Below are 16,438 nucleotides of genomic sequence, written 5' to 3' on the forward strand. Positions count from 1 at the left end.
GCACGGCGATGGAAACTCCCAAACGCTCGATTGTGAAAGCGGTGATCTGGAATGTGATTGGGCTGATGTCCATGGCATTGGTGGGGCTTTGGGCGACGGGCTCTTTGGCGATGGGCGGCAAGATGGCGGCGATCAACACAGCCATCGGTTTGAGCTGCTATGTGATCTACGAGCGGGTCTGGGCGCGGGTGTCCTGGGGGCGTGTGCGTGGATAGGGTGCAGCCCAAGAAGGTGCGGGTGGAATGGCCCACCCTTGGGTTGCTTCTTTTGTGTTATGCGCTGTTTGCGCTGGGCACTGTCTGGGGCGCGGCGTTGTGGTTGCCTTTGGGCATGGGGCTGACGGTTGTGGCCATGGCGCTGCACAGCTCGCTGAGCCATGAGGCCTTGCATGGACATCCGTTTGAAAACAAAGTGTTGAATGCCGGTTTAGTGTTTCCGGCGCTGGGGCTGTTTGTGCCGTATCTGCGGTTTCGCGACACCCATCTGGCGCATCATTTGGACAGCCGTCTGACCGATCCATATGACGATCCGGAGAGCAATTACCTCTATCAAGAGGACTGGGCGGCACTGCCCAAATGGCGTCAGCGGGTGCTGAATTGGAATAATACGCTCGCCGGGAGGCTGTTGGTTGGACCGCTGGTGGGGCAGATCTGTTTCATGGCTGCAGATTGGCGAGCGGTGCGCGCAGGGGACATGGCGGTGTTGCGCGGCTGGCTGTGGCATGGGCCTGCGGTGGCAGTTGTGCTCTGGTGGTTGGCGGCTGTTGGGCAGATGCAGGGGTGGGCGTTTGGGTGCTGTGCCTATGGGGCAATGGCGATTTTGAAGATCCGCACCTTTCTGGAGCATCAGGCGCATGAGCGCGCGCGGGGCCGCACGGTGATCATTGAGGATCGCGGGCCTTTGTCCTGGGTCTTTCTCAACAACAATCTGCATGTGGTGCATCATATGCATCCCAAAGTGGCCTGGTATCAGCTGCCCAAACTGTTTCGCAGCCATCGGGCGCGTTATCTGTCGCGCAACGACGGTTATTATTTTGCCTCCTACAGCGAGGTGTTCCGGCGCTATTTCTGGCAGAGCAAAGACCCGGTGGCGCATCCGCTGTGGCGCAAAGGCGGGTGAGACCTGCCGCGGGTGGCTATTCCACAGTGACAACAGCGTCTTAGGTGTGCATCAAGAGCGTCATGGAACTTTGGATCATTGCCTCCGTCGCCGCAGCCGCCTTTCAGACCGTGCGCTTTATGCTGCAAAAACACCTCGCGCAGGTGAAGCTCTCTGCCGCTGGGGCCACATTTGCGCGGTTTGTGTATTCCGCGCCGATTGCCGCGACCATTCTGCTGACGCTTGTCGCCTTGGGGCAGGTGAAGCTGCCTGCGTTGTCCTGGGCCTTCTGGGGATATGGCATTGTGGGCGGCGCGGCGCAGATCACCGCGACCGTGTGTACGGTGATGTTGTTTGGGCGGCGCAATTTTGCGGTGGGCATGGCTTTCATTAAAACCGAGGTGCTGCTGACGGTGCTGATTGGCATTCTGGTGCTGGGCGAGGCGGTCTCTGCTCTTGGGATGGCGGCGATCTTCATCGGTTTGGCCGGGGTTTTGGTGCTGTCGGGGCCGATTGAGGCCAACCAGCAGGGCTGGCGGCGGTTTCTTAGCCCCTCGGCGGCGCTGGGCCTTTTGGCCGGAGCGCTCTTTGGCGTGTCGGCGGTCTGTTACCGCGGAGCCTCTTTGCAGGTGGCGCTGGATGCGCCGATGCAGCGGGCGCTGGTGACTTTGGCGGCGGTGACGGCGATGCAGATGGCAGGCATGTGGGTCTGGCTGAAGCTGCGCGAGCCCGGCGAGGTGGCCAAGGTGCTGGGCGCCTGGCGCAGTGCGGGCTTCATCGGGCTGACCAGCATGGGCGGAACCTTCTGCTGGTTCACGGCCTTCACGCTGCAAAACGCGGCCTATGTGAAAACCGTTGGGCAGATCGAGCTGGTGTTTGGCATTCTGGGCACGGTGCTGATCTTCCGTGAGACGATCAGCCGGCGGGAATACCTTGGTATGGCGCTTTTGGCGGCGTCGATTGTGGGGCTGGTCCTGCTGGCCTAGGCTCAGCGATCTTGTTCGTGGCCGTAGATCCTGAGAAAGAGGCTGGATTCATCGTTGTTTTTGAAGAAGGGCACGGCGGCGGGTGGGTCGCGGTCGGTCACGCGTGCCTCGATTTCGGCGAGCACAACCTCGGTGATGAAGGGCAGGTCAAAGGCGCGCACGTCTTTGAGCGGGATCCATTGGAGGTGGGACAGCTCTTCGCAGGCGGCAGAGAAATCATCCAGATCGGTAGCGATTTCATCGGCGTCCAGAAGGAAGAAGCGCGCATCAAAGCGGCGCGGGCGACCTGGAGGCGTGATGGCGCGGAAGACAAATTGCAGCGCTTCGGCGGTGGGGACATGACCGGTTGCGGCAAAGCTTTCCCAATCCGGCGCTGGCGGCTCTGACCAGCTGCCTTTCTGCCCGAGGATCAGCCCGGTTTCTTCCCACAGCTCGCGAATGGCGGCCACGCAGAGCGCATGAGACAGATCGTGCGCGCTGTCTTCGCGCAGACGGTCAGCGCAGAAATCAGGTATCTGCGTGGCAAGGGCGATGTCCGCATCACCCGCGTCCACCGCGCCGCCGGGAAAGACCACCTTGTTGGGCATGAAGGCCGCTTTGGCACCGCGCTGCCCCATCAGAATGCGGGGATCGGTGTCCCGATCCCGCAGTACGATGACCGTTGCAGCGTCCCGAATGGCGGTTTTTTCGATCGTCATGCCCGTATGCTCCCCTCAGCTTGAGGGGTCTTGGGACGGATCACTAGAACCCGTGCATGCGGCGCGCCCATTGAAACGCGACCACGCCCCCCTTCAGTCGAGGAAGAAGGTAGAGCGAGAGCGCGACGCAGCCAACCGCAAAAATTGTAAAGAGGATAAGAGGTTCTGGTCGCCAGTGCACAAAGGCTACGTGCAGGAGCGGGGCCATGAGGTGGCCGACGATCAGAATGGTCAGATAGGCGGGGCCATCATCTGCGCGGTGGTGATGCAGCTCTTGTTTGCAGACCGGGCAATGGTCGCGCACCTTCAGATAGCCCTTCAGCATAGGGCCATTGCCACAATTGGGGCATTTGCGGCGCCAGCCGCGCATCAGGGCAGGTTTCAAAGGTCTGTCTTCCAATGCTGCCGTTGTCTCGCTCATCACATGTCCTCGCGTTCGATCAGGTCAAAATGATGTAGCTGGCGCACAGATTAAAGAGGTCAAAATGCCTTGCGGCGGGATGTCGCAAAGGAAGGGCTTGCGGGGGCACTTGCCGGAGCTGTGGAAGGCCAAAGAAAGGCACGCGCAAAAAAATCGAAAAAAGTTGCGACGGAATGGCGGGGGCGGCGCGTTCTATCTGCACCAAACAGGCAATGAGCCACATTGGACGATGCCTAAAGAGGAGAGATCGAGATGCAAAGCAAACTGATGATCGGCGCGGTTGTGATCGCAGCACTGGGTGTGACGGCTGTTGGGGCCTCTGCCAAAGAGGGTGGCAAGGAGCGCCATCACCGCGGCCATCACATGCCCGCCTTTGAAATGCTGGACACCAATGGCGACGGTGTGGTGACCCGCGCGGAGCTTGAGGCACAGGCGCAGGCGCGTTTTGACGGGGTGGATGCCAATGATGATGATTTGATCTCCCGCGATGAAATGCGGGCCCATGCCGAGGCTTCGGGCAATGCGCGCATGGCCAAAGGTGTGGACCGTATGTTTGACCGGCTGGATGCCAATGAGGACGGTCAGCTCTCTGCAGAGGAGATGAAACCCAAAGGCGACCGGATCGGCAAGATGCTGGAGCGGCTGGACAGCGACGCGGATGGCCAGATCAGCAAGGCGGAATATGAAGCCATGAAGGAAAAGCACGCAAACAAGCGTGCAGAGCGTAAGGCCAAGATGTTCAAGGCGCTCGATACCGATGGTGACGGCAGCATCAGTCAGGAAGAATGGGACGCGGCCAAGGAAGCGCGCGGCACAGTCAAACAGGGTGAGGCAGCGACACAGGACAACTGATCCGGTCGAGCCGACCGGGGCGGTGGGAGATGTCCCCTTTGACCGTCCAGGCCTGAGCCTGCTGCGCATCGCTTATCCGGCCTTATCACCGGAGCGATTGCGCAGCACCGGCGCAGCGGGTAGCCCTTGAGACGATGACGATGCCTTACGATCAACAGGACGAGATGCCCGATGACGCTTTGTTGGTGTTATATGCCAATGGAGACGGTGCTGCGGCGCGCAGCCTGACGCTGCGGCTGACGCCACGGGCGTTTGCGCAGGCGTTTCGCATGCTTGGGGATCGGGCCGAGGCCGAAGATGTGGCGCAGGAGGCGATGATCCGCCTTTTCAAACAAGCGCCGGATTGGCGCCAAGGCGAGGCCAAGGTGACCACATGGCTTTATCGTGTGGTGGCCAATCTCTGCACCGACCGGCTGCGCAAGACGCGGGGCGTGGCGCTGGACGCTGTGCCGGAGCCGGAAGATGACGCCAAATCGGCGGCGCAGCAGATGCAGGATCAGGCACGCAATGACGCTTTGCAAGCCGCTCTCAACAGCCTGCCGGAGCGGCAGCGTCTGGCGGTGGTGTTGCGTCACATAGAAGGGTTGGGCAATCCTGAGATTGCCGAGATCATGGAGATCAGCGTAGAGGCGGTGGAAAGCCTGACCTCGCGCGGAAAACGGGCGCTGGCACAGGCACTGGCCGGTCAGCGCGAAGCACTGGGGTATACAGATGGCTGATAAGTTTGATGACAAGATGTTTGACGACGACATGCTTGAGGATCTGTTTGCCTCCGCCAAGAGCGATGCGCGGGCAGAGCCGTCGCCTGACCTGATGGCGCGGGTGCTGGAGAGTGCCCAGACCGTTCAGGCAGACCAGCAGGCAGCTCAGCAAGCCGCACAGGGTGCCCCCCAAAGCCCGCGACGCGAAGAAGGCGGCTGGTGGCGGGCGCTGTTGCAGGCGCTGGGCGGATGGCCCTCGCTCAGCGGGGTGGCCGTGGCGGGGCTGGCCGGGGTGTGGATTGGTGTTTCCTCAGGCACGGCCCTGATGCAGAACACTTTGGGCCTCGATCTCTATGGGGAAGTTGCGCAAACTTACCTTTCTGATCTGGATGTGAGCTACGCCCTGACCCTGGGCGTGGAGGAAGAATGATGACACAAGACACTGGTGCAAATGGCGCAACCGATGGGCAGCCGCCAAAAGGCAAAAAGCGCCGCGCGCTGCGGGTGCTGTTGATCGGGTCGGTGACCCTCAATGTGCTGATCATCGGGGTGGTCGGTGGCGCGATTTTCAGTTTCAAGCGTCACGACGGCCCCCCAGTGGCCGGGGACAGGTTCACCGCGCCCTTTGTGCGGGCGATGAGCTTTGAGGACAAGCGCGCCGTGGGGCGGGAGATCCGCCGAAGCTACAGGTCCGCCTCTGTGGATCGGCAGGCGGATCAGGCGCGCTATCTTGAGGCGCTGAGCTTGCTGCGTCAGAGCCCGTTTGATGGCGAAGCGCTGAAGGTGACCGTGGTGGCGCTGGATGAAGCGGGGGTGAACCGTCGGACGCTCGCGCGGGAGAGCTTTCTGAAGCGGATCAGCGATATGAGTGATGCTGAGCGCGCCGCTTATGCCGATCGTTTGGAAGAAGAGCTGAAACATGGGCGCAAAGGCAAACACGGCGATGGCCACAAGGACGGCAAGCACAAAAACTGACCTTGCGGGGCAGGCGGCTCAGGTCTGAGAAAGGCGAGCTGGCCTGTCTGAAAAGAAGTTGCCTGAGGGCAAAGAGGCGCTTTGTTTTTGAAGCGCTTTTTTGTTGGGCAAGCTGCGAGGTCAGGCTGCGGAGCAGGACAGGGTGACCTTGTCCCGACCTTCGGCTTTCGCGCCGTAAAGTGCCTGATCCGCGCGATCCAGCAGAGCAGAGGCAATGCCGTCATGGGCGGCAAGGCGCAGGTGTTGTGTCGATCTGCAGTCCGGTGACTTGGCCTTGATCAGGTCACTGCCCATAGCCACGCCAATGCTGACGGTTACGGGTATCTGAATGTCGCGGCCGCGCAGGTAAACAGGCTCGCTGCGCACCACATCACACAGACGCTGGGCGACCTGCTCGGCGGCGGTCACATCCTCAACCGGCACCACAATCATGAACTCTTCGCCCCCCATGCGGGCAATCAGATCTGCCTGAGACAGGCAGCGGCGCATCCGGCGCGCGATCTCGGCCAGAACGATGTCGCCAGCGGCGTGGCCATAGCGGTCGTTGACTTCTTTGAAGTGGTCCAGATCGGCCAGCATCACAGCAAAATCGCCGCGCTGGCTGTGGGCGCGCTGCGCCAGTTTGGTGAGATGCGGCATCGCATAACGGCGATTGAACAGACCGGTGAGCGGATCAGTGACCGCAGCGGTGAGGCCATCCTCAACGCGTTTGCGCAGCCGGTCGGTCAGGCGCTTGCGGGCAATCATCGCATCGAGCCGCAGGGCGGCCTCTTCGGCATCAAAACCGTCGATCAGCACATCGTTGGCGCCCAGATCAAGCGCGTTGATGCGGGCGGTGTCGTCCTCGGCATCCAGCACCACAAGCACAGCGGCCTGACGGGTGGTGGCGCGGGCGCGCACCTCTGCCAGAAGGCGCAGGGACTCATCAGGCGTTGCGGTGCGCAGGGAAATCACAATGGCGTCCGGCGCGGCAAACTGTGACATGTCCTGCGCGATCTGGGAGATCGGCTGTTGGCGCAGACCGTAGGGCACGCAGGCTTGCAGTTGCGCGTTCCACAGCAGCCCTTCGGCGGCGTTCCAGGAGGCGATCAGCACCTGCGCCGGACCTTCAAAGCCTGACATCTGCTCCGCGAGGCCGGGGATCTGGCCAGCCTGTTCGCGCAGGCGCAACTCTTCATAGGAGCTGCGGGCGCGGATGATGCTGCGGATGCGCGCCAGAAGCGCATCGGTGCTGACGGACATGTCAAATGCGTCGTCGGCACCGGCACGCAGGGCGTCGATCCGGTCCATGCGGGTGCCTTCGGTGTTGGCGATCAACACGGGCAGATGGGCAAAAGCCGGGTTCTCTTTGACGAGTTTGCAAAGTTTCAGTGCGCTCATGTCCACAAGGTCACCGCCCAGAACCAGCAGGTCCGGTGTTTCTGCGTGGAGCAGATCCAAAGCTTCCCCTGCGCTGGCGGCCTGCTCAACGCGAGCAAAAACACCAGTCAGTTTGACTTTTAACAAGATGCGGTTCGCCGAGATACTGTCGACGATCAAGACATGAGCTGCCATAAGAAAACCTGAAAACTGTGAAAAACGGGACCTGTTCATTTTGGCTTATCATTGGTTAACAAACTCTTTCGAAAGTGGGAGCAAATGAGCGTTTCTCAAGAAGTGGCGGAAACCGTTGCTATTAAGGCTTTAGGCTGGTTGGTGACCCAAGATGAAGTGGTCGGAGTCTTCATGGCGGCTACTGGTGCCTCGGTTAACGACCTGCGCGAGCGGGCAGGTGATTCTGATTTCCTGGGGTCGGTGCTGGAGTTCTTAACGATGGACGATGCCTGGGTGGTCTCATTTTGCGATGCCAATGATCTCCCTTATGACGTGCCGCTGATGGCGGCGAATCTTCTTTTGGGTGAGTCGCGGGCCCATTGGACCTGAATATATGACGCCTCTTGCGCGCGGGGGCAGCACCGGTGCAGGGTGCGCGGGTGAGGCGCTTGGCGCGGGGCGAAGGAATAAAGGCGAAAGAATGCGGGTAGACGGGCTTCTGTTTGATAAAGACGGCACGCTGTTTGATTTTGGGGCGACGTGGAACGGATGGGCAGCGCGGATGATCACGCGCTTTGCCGATGGGGACGCGGCGCTGGCGACGCAGATTGCGGGTGCGTTGCAGTTTGACCTGAGCGCGGAGGCCTTTCTGCCGGAGAGCTTTGTGATTGCGGGCACCAACCGCGAGGCGGCTGAAGCTGTGGCCAGCGTGGTGCCGGGCGGCGATGTGGACGCGATTGAGCACACGTTGATGCTTGAAGCGGCAGAGGCTTCGCTTGCACCGGCGGTGCCGCTTGGGCCGTTGATGGACGGGTTTATCGCGCAGGGTCTCAAGCTTGGCGTGATGACCAATGACACGGAGTTTGGCGCGCGGGCGCATCTGCAGGAGGCCGGGGTTGTGGATCGTTTCAACTTCATCGCCGGGTTTGACAGCGGCTTTGGGGCGAAACCTGATCCGGACCCGCTGCTGGCCTTTGCCCGGCATGTGGCGCTTGATCCGGCGCGGGTGGCGATGGTTGGCGACAGCAGCCATGATCTTTTGGCCGGCCGGCGGGCAGGCATGCAGACCGTGGCCGTGCTGACCGGCGTGGCAGAAGAGGCCGAGCTCGCTCCGCTGGCGGATGTGGTGCTGCCCAACATTGGCCATTTGCCGGAGTGGCTGAGCGCCTGATCTGACCGGCAGATAGCCCCATGTGAGAACTTAAAAAGACCCCGCACCAAGAGGTGGCGGGGTTTTCTTTTGCGCTGTGCTCGGTCCCCAAGGCGCAGGCGGAGTTCAAAAGCGACAGGTTTTGTCGAAAAAGCGCAGGAATCTCGGGCGCGTCAGCGTTTCCTGAAAAGGACGCGGAGAAGGAGAGCGCCATGTCTGAAGCAGAAGAGACATCCCGCAGGGGGAAGCGCAGCGGCGGACGGGCCGCACGGCGCGGGCGTTCGGTTGGTCTGGAACAGATGCCATGGCGCTTGCCGGTCAACACAGATCGGCCGACGGAGCCTTTGTCAGAGGACGGGGTGGCGCGCCTTCATGACGGAGCGATGCGTATCCTTGAGGAAATCGGCATTCAGTTCTTCAACGGCGAAGCGCTCCAGATTTTGAAAGAGGCAGGCTGTCGCGTGGTGGAAGACCGCGTGTTTATGGACCGCAGCTTTGTCATGGAGATGGTGGCCAAGGCGCCGCGCAGCTGGACTCTGACCCCACGCAACCCGGATCGGCAATTGGTGATGGGGGAAGGGCACATTCTTTTTGGCAATGTGTCGAGCCCGCCAAACTACTGGGATCTGGAATTGGGCCGGAAAGTGCCGGGCACGCGGGCGCAATGTGCGGACCTGCTGCGGCTGACGCAGTTTTTCAACTGTATCCATTTTTCGGGCGGCTATCCCGTGGAGCCGCAGGACGTCCATGCTTCCGTGCGCCATCTGGACGTGCTGTTTGACACGCTGACCCTGACCGACAAGGCGGTGCACACCTATTCGCTGGGGGCGGAGCGGGTGGAAGATGCCATGGAGATGGTGCGGATTGCTGCCGGATTGAGCCATGAGGCCTTTGAAGCGCGGCCGCATATCTTCACCAACATCAATTCCACCTCGCCGCTGAAACATGATGAGCCGATGATTGATGGCTGGATGCGGCTGGCGCGGCGCAATCAGGCGCTGGTGGTCACGCCTTTCACGCTGGCGGGGGCGATGGCGCCGGTCACCATGGCGGGCGCGGTGGCGCAATCGCTGGCGGAGGCGTTGAGCGCTGTTGCGCTGGCGCAGTATATCCGCCCCGGTGTGGCCTGCGCGATTGGCACCTTTACCTCAAATGTGGACATGAAATCCGGAGCGCCCGCCTTTGGCACGCCGGAATATATGCGTGCCACCCAGATGACCGGTCAGATGGCGCGGTTTTACGGCTTGCCGATGCGCGCCAGCGGGGTCTGCGCGGCCAATGTGCCGGATGGACAGGCCATGTGGGAGACCTCCAACAGCCTGTGGAGTGCTGTGCAGTCGGGCACCAATATGGTGTATCACGCCGCCGGATGGCTGGAGGGCGGGCTGATCGCCAGCCCTGAGAAGTTCATCATGGATTGCGAAGTGGTGCAGATGATCCAGCGCTATCTGGAGCCGGACATCTGGGCCACGGGAGAGGCGGAGGTTGCGCTGGAGGCGATCCGCGAGGTCGGCTCTGACGGGCATTTCTTCGGGATCGATCACACGCAGGAGCGCTACACCACCGCGTTTTATCAGCCCTTTGCCTCGGATTGGCGCAACTTTGAAGCCTTTCAGGCGGCGGGTGGCACATGGACCGCGGAGCGCGCGCATCACATCTTCAAGGATGTGCTGAGCCAATATGAAGAACCGCCCATGGACGCGGCGATCCGCGAGGAATTGGCCGAATTTGTTGCGCGACGCACAGCAGAAGGCGGTGCGCCCACAGATTTCTGAAACGCGGTACATAGTGGAGTGGCGGCGGGGCGGCGGCAGGCCGCCTCACTTCAAGGTAGGCTTATCAAGACGTTGTTTTTTATCGCCAACCCGATATAGAGAGTCCGCAAGTTTGGTTGGAGGTAGGCCATGCACAAGCGGGAAGGCTACGCGGCCGCAGGGCGTGCGGAAATGGCTGGTGTGGGCGGTTTGGCTGGATTGGCCATCTGGGCGCTGATTGAAAAAGCGCATGAAATCGTCAGCCATCCACTGGCTTATCTTACCCTGACGGGATTTGTTTCCGGCTTTTTTGCTGTTCTGATGGGGCTGAGCGGCCCGCATCGCATTGCCCGTGCGGCTTTGCCAGCGCTTGGTCTCTCTGCGCTGGCGGCGGCCTTACTCACATGGTCTGGGCTGCGCTTTGACACGCTGGACGCTTTTGGCGCAGCGCAGCATCCGATCATTGCCTGGGCGCTGTTTCTGCTGATTGGCACGCCCTTTGCCGCCGCGACGCTGCGGGATCGTCACAGCCTGCGGGATTATGGCCATCTGTTTGATGTGAGCTGGGGCATCCTTGTGCGCTACTCTGCGGCCTGGCTGTTTGTAGCGCTGATCTGGGCGGTGATCTTCCTCAGCAATGCGCTGTTGGAGATTGTGGGTCTCACCATCATTGAGGATCTCTTGGACATTGAGGGCGCGGCCTTTGTGATCTCCGGCGCGGCGCTGGGCGTTGGCCTTTCCGTGGTGCATGAGCTGCGCGACTTTATTTCGCCGTTTCTGGTGATGCGTCTGCTGCGCCTTCTGGTGCCGGTGGTTCTGGTGGTGGTGCTGGTGTTTGTGGGCGCGGCCTTGATGCAGGCGCCGGGCGCTCTGTTTGGCAATTTGAGCCGCGCGACGACTTTGCTTGCGGTGGCGCTGGCCATGATCACGCTGATCAGCGTGGCGCTGGACCGCAGCGATGTGGATGCGGTGCAAACCCCTCTGATGCGGGCGGCGACCTCGGCCTTGGCATTGTTGTTGCCTGTTTTGACCGGATTGGCGGGCTATGCGCTGTGGCTGCGCGTGGCGCAATACGGCTGGACCCCGGCGCGGCTGGTGGCGGCCTGTACGGTGCTGGTGGTGGGGCTGCATGCGGTCAGCTATGCGGTGGCCGTGGTGCTGCGCGGCGCGTGGATGGCGCGGATCCGTCAGGCCAATATCACCATCGCGGTGGGTATGCTTTTGCTGCTGGCGCTCTGGCAGACGCCGGTGCTGAATGTGGAACGCATTTCGACCCAATCACAGGTGGCGCGTATCGTTGCAGAGAAAGTGACGCCGCAGGATGCGGCGCTTTGGGAGATGCAGGCGGAATGGGGCCATGCAGGGCAGGCCGGATTGGCCGCTTTGAGCGCCGATTTTGCCGCCGGAAAACCCGAGTGGCAGGCCGCCGTTGAGGCGGCACAGTCGGCGGAGAGCCCTTGGGAATATGCGCAGGGCTTTCATGGCAATGCGCGAGTTGCACCTGCAGAAAGATTTGCCGCCAATCTGACGGTGCTGCCGCCGGAAGCGGTGGTGGACGCCCGTGATATGAGCGATATTGCGCTCTATCGTTTGGAAGATTGGGCGGATATTTGCGAAAGCGCGCCGGATCCCGGATGCGTTTTGCTGTTTGGTGATTTCCATCCTACACGCGCTGGGCGTGTGGGGATCCTGTTTTTGCCAGTGGCGGCACGCAAAGTTGACGTATTTAGCGTGTATGAGGTCGGCAGGTCGCTCGCTGTGGGAGAAAAAATCGCCAGATCAGAAGGTGATCGGGTGACCCTCAGACAACTGAGGGATATACTGGACGGAAAGTTTGAGGTGGCTCCGAGCAGTCGTCAATCGCTGTGGATCGGTGATATGGAGCTTACACCAGAGTTTTAGTTTTGGGCGCGTTGGGGAAATCTTAACACCGCTCTGATCTTATGGGTCTTGGTAAGAAAGGTGAATGCATGCACGGCTTGATCAACAGAGCGATTCAGTGCTTTGTCCGCGACAGCTATGGTCAGCCGCGGTGGGTTGAGGTGTGCCGGCTTGCCGATGTGGAGACCACCGATTTTGAAGCCATGCTGCACTACGAAGACAGCGTGACCGAAGACCTGATCAAAGCCGCGTCTGAGGTTATTGGCGCGCCGCTTGAAACGGTGCTTGAGGACATTGGCACCTATCTTGTGACCCACCCAAATGTCGAAGCGCTCAGGCGATTGTTACGCTTTGGCGGCGTGGATTTTGTGGATTTTCTGCATTCGCTGGATGATTTGCCGGAACGCGCGAGATTGGCGGTGGATGACCTTATTCTGCCGAGTATGGAACTTCGTGAGCATTCATCGGAATGCTATAGCCTGACCTGTCGACACCCTCAGCTGGGGTTTGGCCATGTGATGATTGGCATTTTGCGCACCATGGCGGATGACTATGGCGCGTTGGTGTTTCTGGAGCACAAGGGCGCTGAGCAGGATGCCGAGGTGGTCGATATCACACTGGTTGTGAATGCCTTTGCCAGTGGGCGTGAGTTTGAGTTGGGGGCGCGTGCCCAGTGAGCGAATTGGACCAGATCTGTGAGATGACGCAAATGCTGGACGTGATGTGTCCGATGCATGTGCAGCTCGACAAAGAGGGGCGCATCACCCATGCGGGCCCCACGCTGACCAAGATTTTCCCCGATCAGGCGCTGATCGGCGCGGGCTTCTTTGACGTTTTTGAACTGAACCGCCCACATGCCATCACCTCCATGTCGCGCCTGATGGCCTCGGCGGGCAAGAAACTGCACCTCAAGAAACGCTCTGATCCGCCCACCGGATTGAAAGGCGTGCTGATGCACGACGGCAAAGGTGGTGCGGTTGTGAACCTGAGTTTCGGGATTTCGATCCTGGATGCGGTGCGCGACTATGATCTGAATGCGGCGGATTTTGCGGCCACGGATTTGACCATCGAGATGCTCTATCTGGTGGAGGCCAAATCGGCCGCTATGGAAGCCAGCCGCAAGCTCAACCAGCGCCTGCAGGGCGCCAAGGTTGCCGCGGAAGAACAGGCCTACACCGATACACTGACGGGGCTGAAAAACCGCCGTGCGCTGGATCTGATCCTGCCGCGTCTGGTGGAAGAGCGTAAGCCCTTTGGCCTGCTGCATGTGGATCTGGACTTCTTCAAAGAGGTCAATGACACCAAGGGCCACGCGGCGGGCGATGTGGTGCTGCAGCATGTGGCGCGGGTGCTTGTGGAAAGCAGCCGGGATGCGGATGTGGTTGCCCGTGTGGGCGGCGATGAATTTGTGCTGGTGATCAAGGGCAACACCGATGAGGAGGTGCTGGGCCGGATTTCTGAGCGGATCATCAAAGAGGTGGAGGCACCGGTACCTTATAAGGACGCGGTGTGCGAGGTCTCTGCGAGCGTGGGGATTTCGATCTACACCGGCACGGCAGACACCAGCGTTGAAGAGCTGATGGATGATGCGGATACGGCGCTTTATGCCTCCAAGCACGATGGGCGCGCGACTTTCACGCTTTATAGGCCTGAGCTTCGTGAAAACGGCCCGCTGGCAGTGGGATCCTGATCTGCGCGCCTGAGCAGCGCCGATATGTCGAGAGGATGGCCCCGCGAGTTGCGGGGCTTTTTCTTTTTGGTGGGCAGCATGAGGGCGCGTAAAGATAAGGTTGCCAAAGCCTTAAGCGAAAGAGTTCAATTTCATTTCCGCGCTGGCTGAGGTTCTAGAGCTGGGCGATGCGGTTGCGGCTTTCGGTGGCGATGTAATCGACAAACAGCCGCACTTTCGGGTCTTGCAGCTTGCGGTGCGGATAGAGGCAGCCAAAAGATGCAGGCAGTGGCGGGGTGTCAGGCAACACCTCAACCAGCGCGCCGCTGGCCAGATCGGCGGAGACGTCAAAGCGTGGTTTGTTGGCAATCCCGGCCCCTTCAAGCGCCCATTGGGTGAGCACATCCCCGTCATCCGCGTCAAACCGACCTTTGGCCTCTATTTTCTGCGGGCCTGCCTCGGTTTGCAGGGTCCAGAAATATTCCGGCGACCGCGGGAAGCGCAGCAAGAGGCAGTTGTGATTGGCGAGAAGATCTTCGGGGATTTGCGGCGTGCCAGCGCGGGCGAGATAGTCCGGAGAGGCCACAAGCACGCGCTCACAATCGGCGATTTTGCGCAGCTTAAGATTGCTGTCTTTCAGCTCGCCCAAGACAAAGGCCACATCCAGACCGTCCTCAAACATGTCCACCGTGCGATCGGACAGGCGCAGGCGCACGTCCACATGCGGGTGTTGTTCGGTGAAGGCGGGGATGAGCGGCGCAATGATGCGGCGACCCACGCCCAAGGGCGCGGTGACCCGGATGGTGCCACGCGGATTGTCGGAGAACCCGGCCACCACCGCTTCGGCTTCCTCCAATGTGGTGATCACTTTGCGGGCGTGTTCATAAAACACCTTGCCGACCTCGGTGGGCGAGAGGTTTCGGGTGGTGCGGTTGAACAAACGCACGCCCAAACGGGTCTCCAGCTCCTTCACCCGGTTTGAGGCCACGGCCGGGGTCAGCCGCAGATCCCGCCCACCAGAGGTGATCGAGCCAAGCTCCACAACACGCACAAAGACCCTCAGGCTTTCAAGATACGGCATTTCTCGCTCCATATGTGGCTGAGGGACAGTTTACTGCCGGAATGGCGGGCGATTTTCAACAAATCATTGAAATAGATTTTCCAAAACCCTCGTTTCATTGAAGACGAAAGAGCAGATAGAGTAGCTTGTGGCCACCTAAGTGCCGACTCCCAGCAAGAGGTCAGGATGCAGCACCGCAGCGAAATACGCTTTTTACTCAACGGCCGTGAGGTCTCTCTTTCCGATGTGGGAGCGGACGACACGCTTCTGGATTTTTTGCGGATTGATCAACGCCTTACGGGCAGCAAAGAAGGCTGTGCGGAGGGCGATTGTGGCGCCTGCACCGTGATGGTCGGGCGGTTGACACCGCAGGGGGTGCATTATGAGACAGTGAATGCCTGCATTCGCTTTCTGGCGACACTGGATGGCTGTCATGTGGTGACAATCGAATATCTCGGCGGTCCTAATGGACGTTTGTCGCCGGTTCAGCAGGCCATGGTGGAGCACCATGGCAGCCAGTGTGGCTTCTGCACACCGGGGATTGTGATGTCGCTTTACGCGCTGTGGATGGCCCATGAGCACCCAACGGTGAAACAGGTGGAAACCGCACTGCAGGGCAACCTGTGCCGCTGCACCGGCTATGCGCCGATCATCCGCGCTGCGCAGGCGGTGACGGAATATGGCACGGCCTCTGCCGAACATCTGGCAACCGAGCGCGAGGCGGTGGCCGCAAAACTGAGTGCGCTGAAAGACGGCGCGCGGGTGGACGTGGCCAAAGGCGAGAGTCGCGCCATCCTGCCTGCGGATGTGGATGATCTGGCCGCGGTTCTTGAGGCCGAGCCGGAGGCGACCATTGTGGCAGGCTCCACCGATGTGGGGCTTTGGGTGACCAAGTTTCTGAAACGCATTTCGCCTGCGGTTTTCATCGGTCAGCTTGACGGGTTGAAAGAAATTGCGGTGACGGAGGATGCGGTGACATTTGGCGCCGGGGTGACCTACACCGAGGCGCAGGATGTGATTGCGCAGCATTATCCGCATCTGGTGGATTACTGGGATCGCATTGCCGGCTGGCAGGTGCGCAATATGGGCACGATTGGCGGCAATATCGCCAATGGCAGCCCGATTGGCGACACGCCGCCGGTGCTGATTGCGCTTGGCGCGTCCATCACCCTGCGCAAGGGCGATGCACGGCGGGTGCTGCCATTGGAAGAGTTCTTCATTGCCTATGGCAAACAGGACCGCGCCACTGGTGAGTTTGTGGAGAGCATCACCATTCCGCGCCTACCAGCAGAGAGTGCTGGGGCGCATCATGCGGCCTATAAGATTTCCAAGCGACGGGAGGAGGACATCTCCTCTGTGGCGGTCGGGATGAATGTTGCCGTTGAAAATGGTATCATCACCCAAGCGGTGCTGGCCTTTGGCGGCATGGCGGCCACGCCCAAACGGGCAGCGGCGGCAGAGGCGGCTTTGGTTGGCCAGCCCTGGAGCGAGGCCAGCCTTTTGGCGGCGGCAGCGAAACTGCCTGAGGATTTCCAACCGCTCAGCGATATGCGCGCAACGGCGGATTACCGGATGAAAGTGGCCCAGAACCTGTTCCGCCGGTTCTGGCTGGAACAGCAGGGCGAAGATGCCCGTCTGGCGAGCGCGTGAGGAGAGAATG

Annotated in this window: 18 protein-coding genes; 14 read left to right on the forward strand and 4 right to left on the reverse strand. The window is 60.6% G+C overall.

What is annotated here, in order from left to right; genetic code table 11:
* Positions 1 to 8: 8 nt before the first annotated feature.
* The 3 genes from J7412_RS07175 (at position 9) to J7412_RS07185 (ending at position 2,084) form a co-directional block, all read left to right on the forward strand.
* Complete coding sequence (locus tag J7412_RS07175; protein WP_209060855.1) at positions 9 to 215, forward strand: DUF2061 domain-containing protein; 207 nt, start codon at positions 9 to 11, stop codon at positions 213 to 215.
* Entirely contained in the window at positions 208 to 1,119 is a 912-nt protein-coding gene (locus J7412_RS07180) for a fatty acid desaturase (protein WP_209078034.1), read from the forward strand. The genes J7412_RS07175 and J7412_RS07180 overlap by 8 nt, the downstream gene beginning before the upstream one ends.
* A gap of 62 nt (positions 1,120 to 1,181) precedes the next feature.
* Positions 1,182 to 2,084, forward strand: a complete 903-nt coding sequence (locus tag J7412_RS07185) for a DMT family transporter (protein WP_209078035.1) — start codon at positions 1,182 to 1,184, stop codon at positions 2,082 to 2,084.
* Positions 2,085 to 2,086: 2 nt separating this feature from the next.
* Here the strand turns inward: J7412_RS07185 and J7412_RS07190 are convergent, their stop codons facing one another.
* Positions 2,087 to 2,782 (reverse strand): NUDIX domain-containing protein, encoded by a 696-nt coding sequence (locus J7412_RS07190; protein ID WP_209078036.1) that lies wholly within the window; start codon positions 2,780 to 2,782, stop codon positions 2,087 to 2,089.
* 43 nt (positions 2,783 to 2,825) lie between these two features.
* Positions 2,826 to 3,203, reverse strand: a complete 378-nt coding sequence (locus J7412_RS07195; RefSeq protein ID WP_209060847.1) for a DUF983 domain-containing protein — start codon at positions 3,201 to 3,203, stop codon at positions 2,826 to 2,828.
* A gap of 252 nt (positions 3,204 to 3,455) precedes the next feature.
* Here J7412_RS07195 and J7412_RS07200 point away from each other — a divergent pair, with 252 nt between their 5' ends.
* The 4 genes from J7412_RS07200 to J7412_RS07215 all read left to right on the forward strand — a co-directional run bounded on the left by J7412_RS07200 (position 3,456) and on the right by J7412_RS07215 (position 5,731).
* A complete protein-coding gene (locus J7412_RS07200; protein WP_209078037.1) occupies positions 3,456 to 4,055 on the forward strand; it encodes an EF-hand domain-containing protein in 600 nt (199 codons plus the stop codon).
* 134 nt (positions 4,056 to 4,189) lie between these two features.
* Positions 4,190 to 4,774: an RNA polymerase sigma factor gene (locus tag J7412_RS07205; protein ID WP_209078038.1), complete on the forward strand. Its 585-nt coding sequence runs from the start codon at positions 4,190 to 4,192 to the stop codon at positions 4,772 to 4,774.
* Positions 4,767 to 5,186 (forward strand): hypothetical protein, encoded by a 420-nt coding sequence (locus tag J7412_RS07210; RefSeq protein ID WP_209078039.1) that lies wholly within the window; start codon positions 4,767 to 4,769, stop codon positions 5,184 to 5,186. Before J7412_RS07205 ends, J7412_RS07210 begins: the two co-directional genes overlap by 8 nt.
* Positions 5,186 to 5,731: a periplasmic heavy metal sensor gene (locus tag J7412_RS07215; RefSeq protein WP_209078040.1), complete on the forward strand. Its 546-nt coding sequence runs from the start codon at positions 5,186 to 5,188 to the stop codon at positions 5,729 to 5,731. Before J7412_RS07210 ends, J7412_RS07215 begins: the two co-directional genes overlap by 1 nt.
* A 120-nt stretch (positions 5,732 to 5,851) precedes the next feature.
* Here J7412_RS07215 and J7412_RS07220 read toward each other — a convergent pair whose 3' ends face one another.
* Entirely contained in the window at positions 5,852 to 7,285 is a 1,434-nt protein-coding gene (locus tag J7412_RS07220; RefSeq protein ID WP_209078041.1) for a diguanylate cyclase, read from the reverse strand.
* Positions 7,286 to 7,369: 84 nt separating this feature from the next.
* Between J7412_RS07220 and J7412_RS07225 the strand changes: the two genes are divergently transcribed.
* The 6 genes from J7412_RS07225 (at position 7,370) to J7412_RS07250 (ending at position 13,739) form a co-directional block, all read left to right on the forward strand.
* Positions 7,370 to 7,654, forward strand: coding sequence for a DUF3572 domain-containing protein (locus J7412_RS07225; protein WP_209078042.1), 285 nt, complete (start codon positions 7,370 to 7,372; stop codon positions 7,652 to 7,654).
* 91 nt (positions 7,655 to 7,745) lie between these two features.
* Positions 7,746 to 8,435, forward strand: a complete 690-nt coding sequence (locus tag J7412_RS07230; protein ID WP_209078043.1) for an HAD family hydrolase — start codon at positions 7,746 to 7,748, stop codon at positions 8,433 to 8,435.
* A gap of 191 nt (positions 8,436 to 8,626) precedes the next feature.
* The gene (locus tag J7412_RS07235) at positions 8,627 to 10,189 is read left to right on the forward strand and encodes a trimethylamine methyltransferase family protein (protein ID WP_209078044.1); all 1,563 of its coding nucleotides are present in this window, start codon (positions 8,627 to 8,629) and stop codon (positions 10,187 to 10,189) included.
* A gap of 129 nt (positions 10,190 to 10,318) precedes the next feature.
* Complete coding sequence (locus J7412_RS07240) at positions 10,319 to 12,070, forward strand: DUF4153 domain-containing protein (protein WP_209078045.1); 1,752 nt, start codon at positions 10,319 to 10,321, stop codon at positions 12,068 to 12,070.
* A gap of 68 nt (positions 12,071 to 12,138) precedes the next feature.
* Complete coding sequence (locus J7412_RS07245) at positions 12,139 to 12,726, forward strand: heme NO-binding domain-containing protein (RefSeq protein ID WP_209078046.1); 588 nt, start codon at positions 12,139 to 12,141, stop codon at positions 12,724 to 12,726.
* Positions 12,723 to 13,739 (forward strand): diguanylate cyclase, encoded by a 1,017-nt coding sequence (locus tag J7412_RS07250; RefSeq protein WP_348540476.1) that lies wholly within the window; start codon positions 12,723 to 12,725, stop codon positions 13,737 to 13,739. Before J7412_RS07245 ends, J7412_RS07250 begins: the two co-directional genes overlap by 4 nt.
* A 154-nt stretch (positions 13,740 to 13,893) precedes the next feature.
* Here the strand turns inward: J7412_RS07250 and J7412_RS07255 are convergent, their stop codons facing one another.
* Positions 13,894 to 14,799 (reverse strand): LysR family transcriptional regulator, encoded by a 906-nt coding sequence (locus J7412_RS07255; protein WP_209078047.1) that lies wholly within the window; start codon positions 14,797 to 14,799, stop codon positions 13,894 to 13,896.
* 165 nt (positions 14,800 to 14,964) lie between these two features.
* Here J7412_RS07255 and xdhA point away from each other — a divergent pair, with 165 nt between their 5' ends.
* Positions 14,965 to 16,428, forward strand: a complete 1,464-nt coding sequence (xdhA, locus tag J7412_RS07260) for a xanthine dehydrogenase small subunit (protein ID WP_209078048.1) — start codon at positions 14,965 to 14,967, stop codon at positions 16,426 to 16,428.
* Positions 16,429 to 16,438 lie beyond the last annotated feature (10 nt).

Source organism: Shimia sp. R9_3, from assembly GCF_017743755.1.
In the GTDB taxonomy this organism is placed as follows: domain Bacteria; phylum Pseudomonadota; class Alphaproteobacteria; order Rhodobacterales; family Rhodobacteraceae; genus Shimia.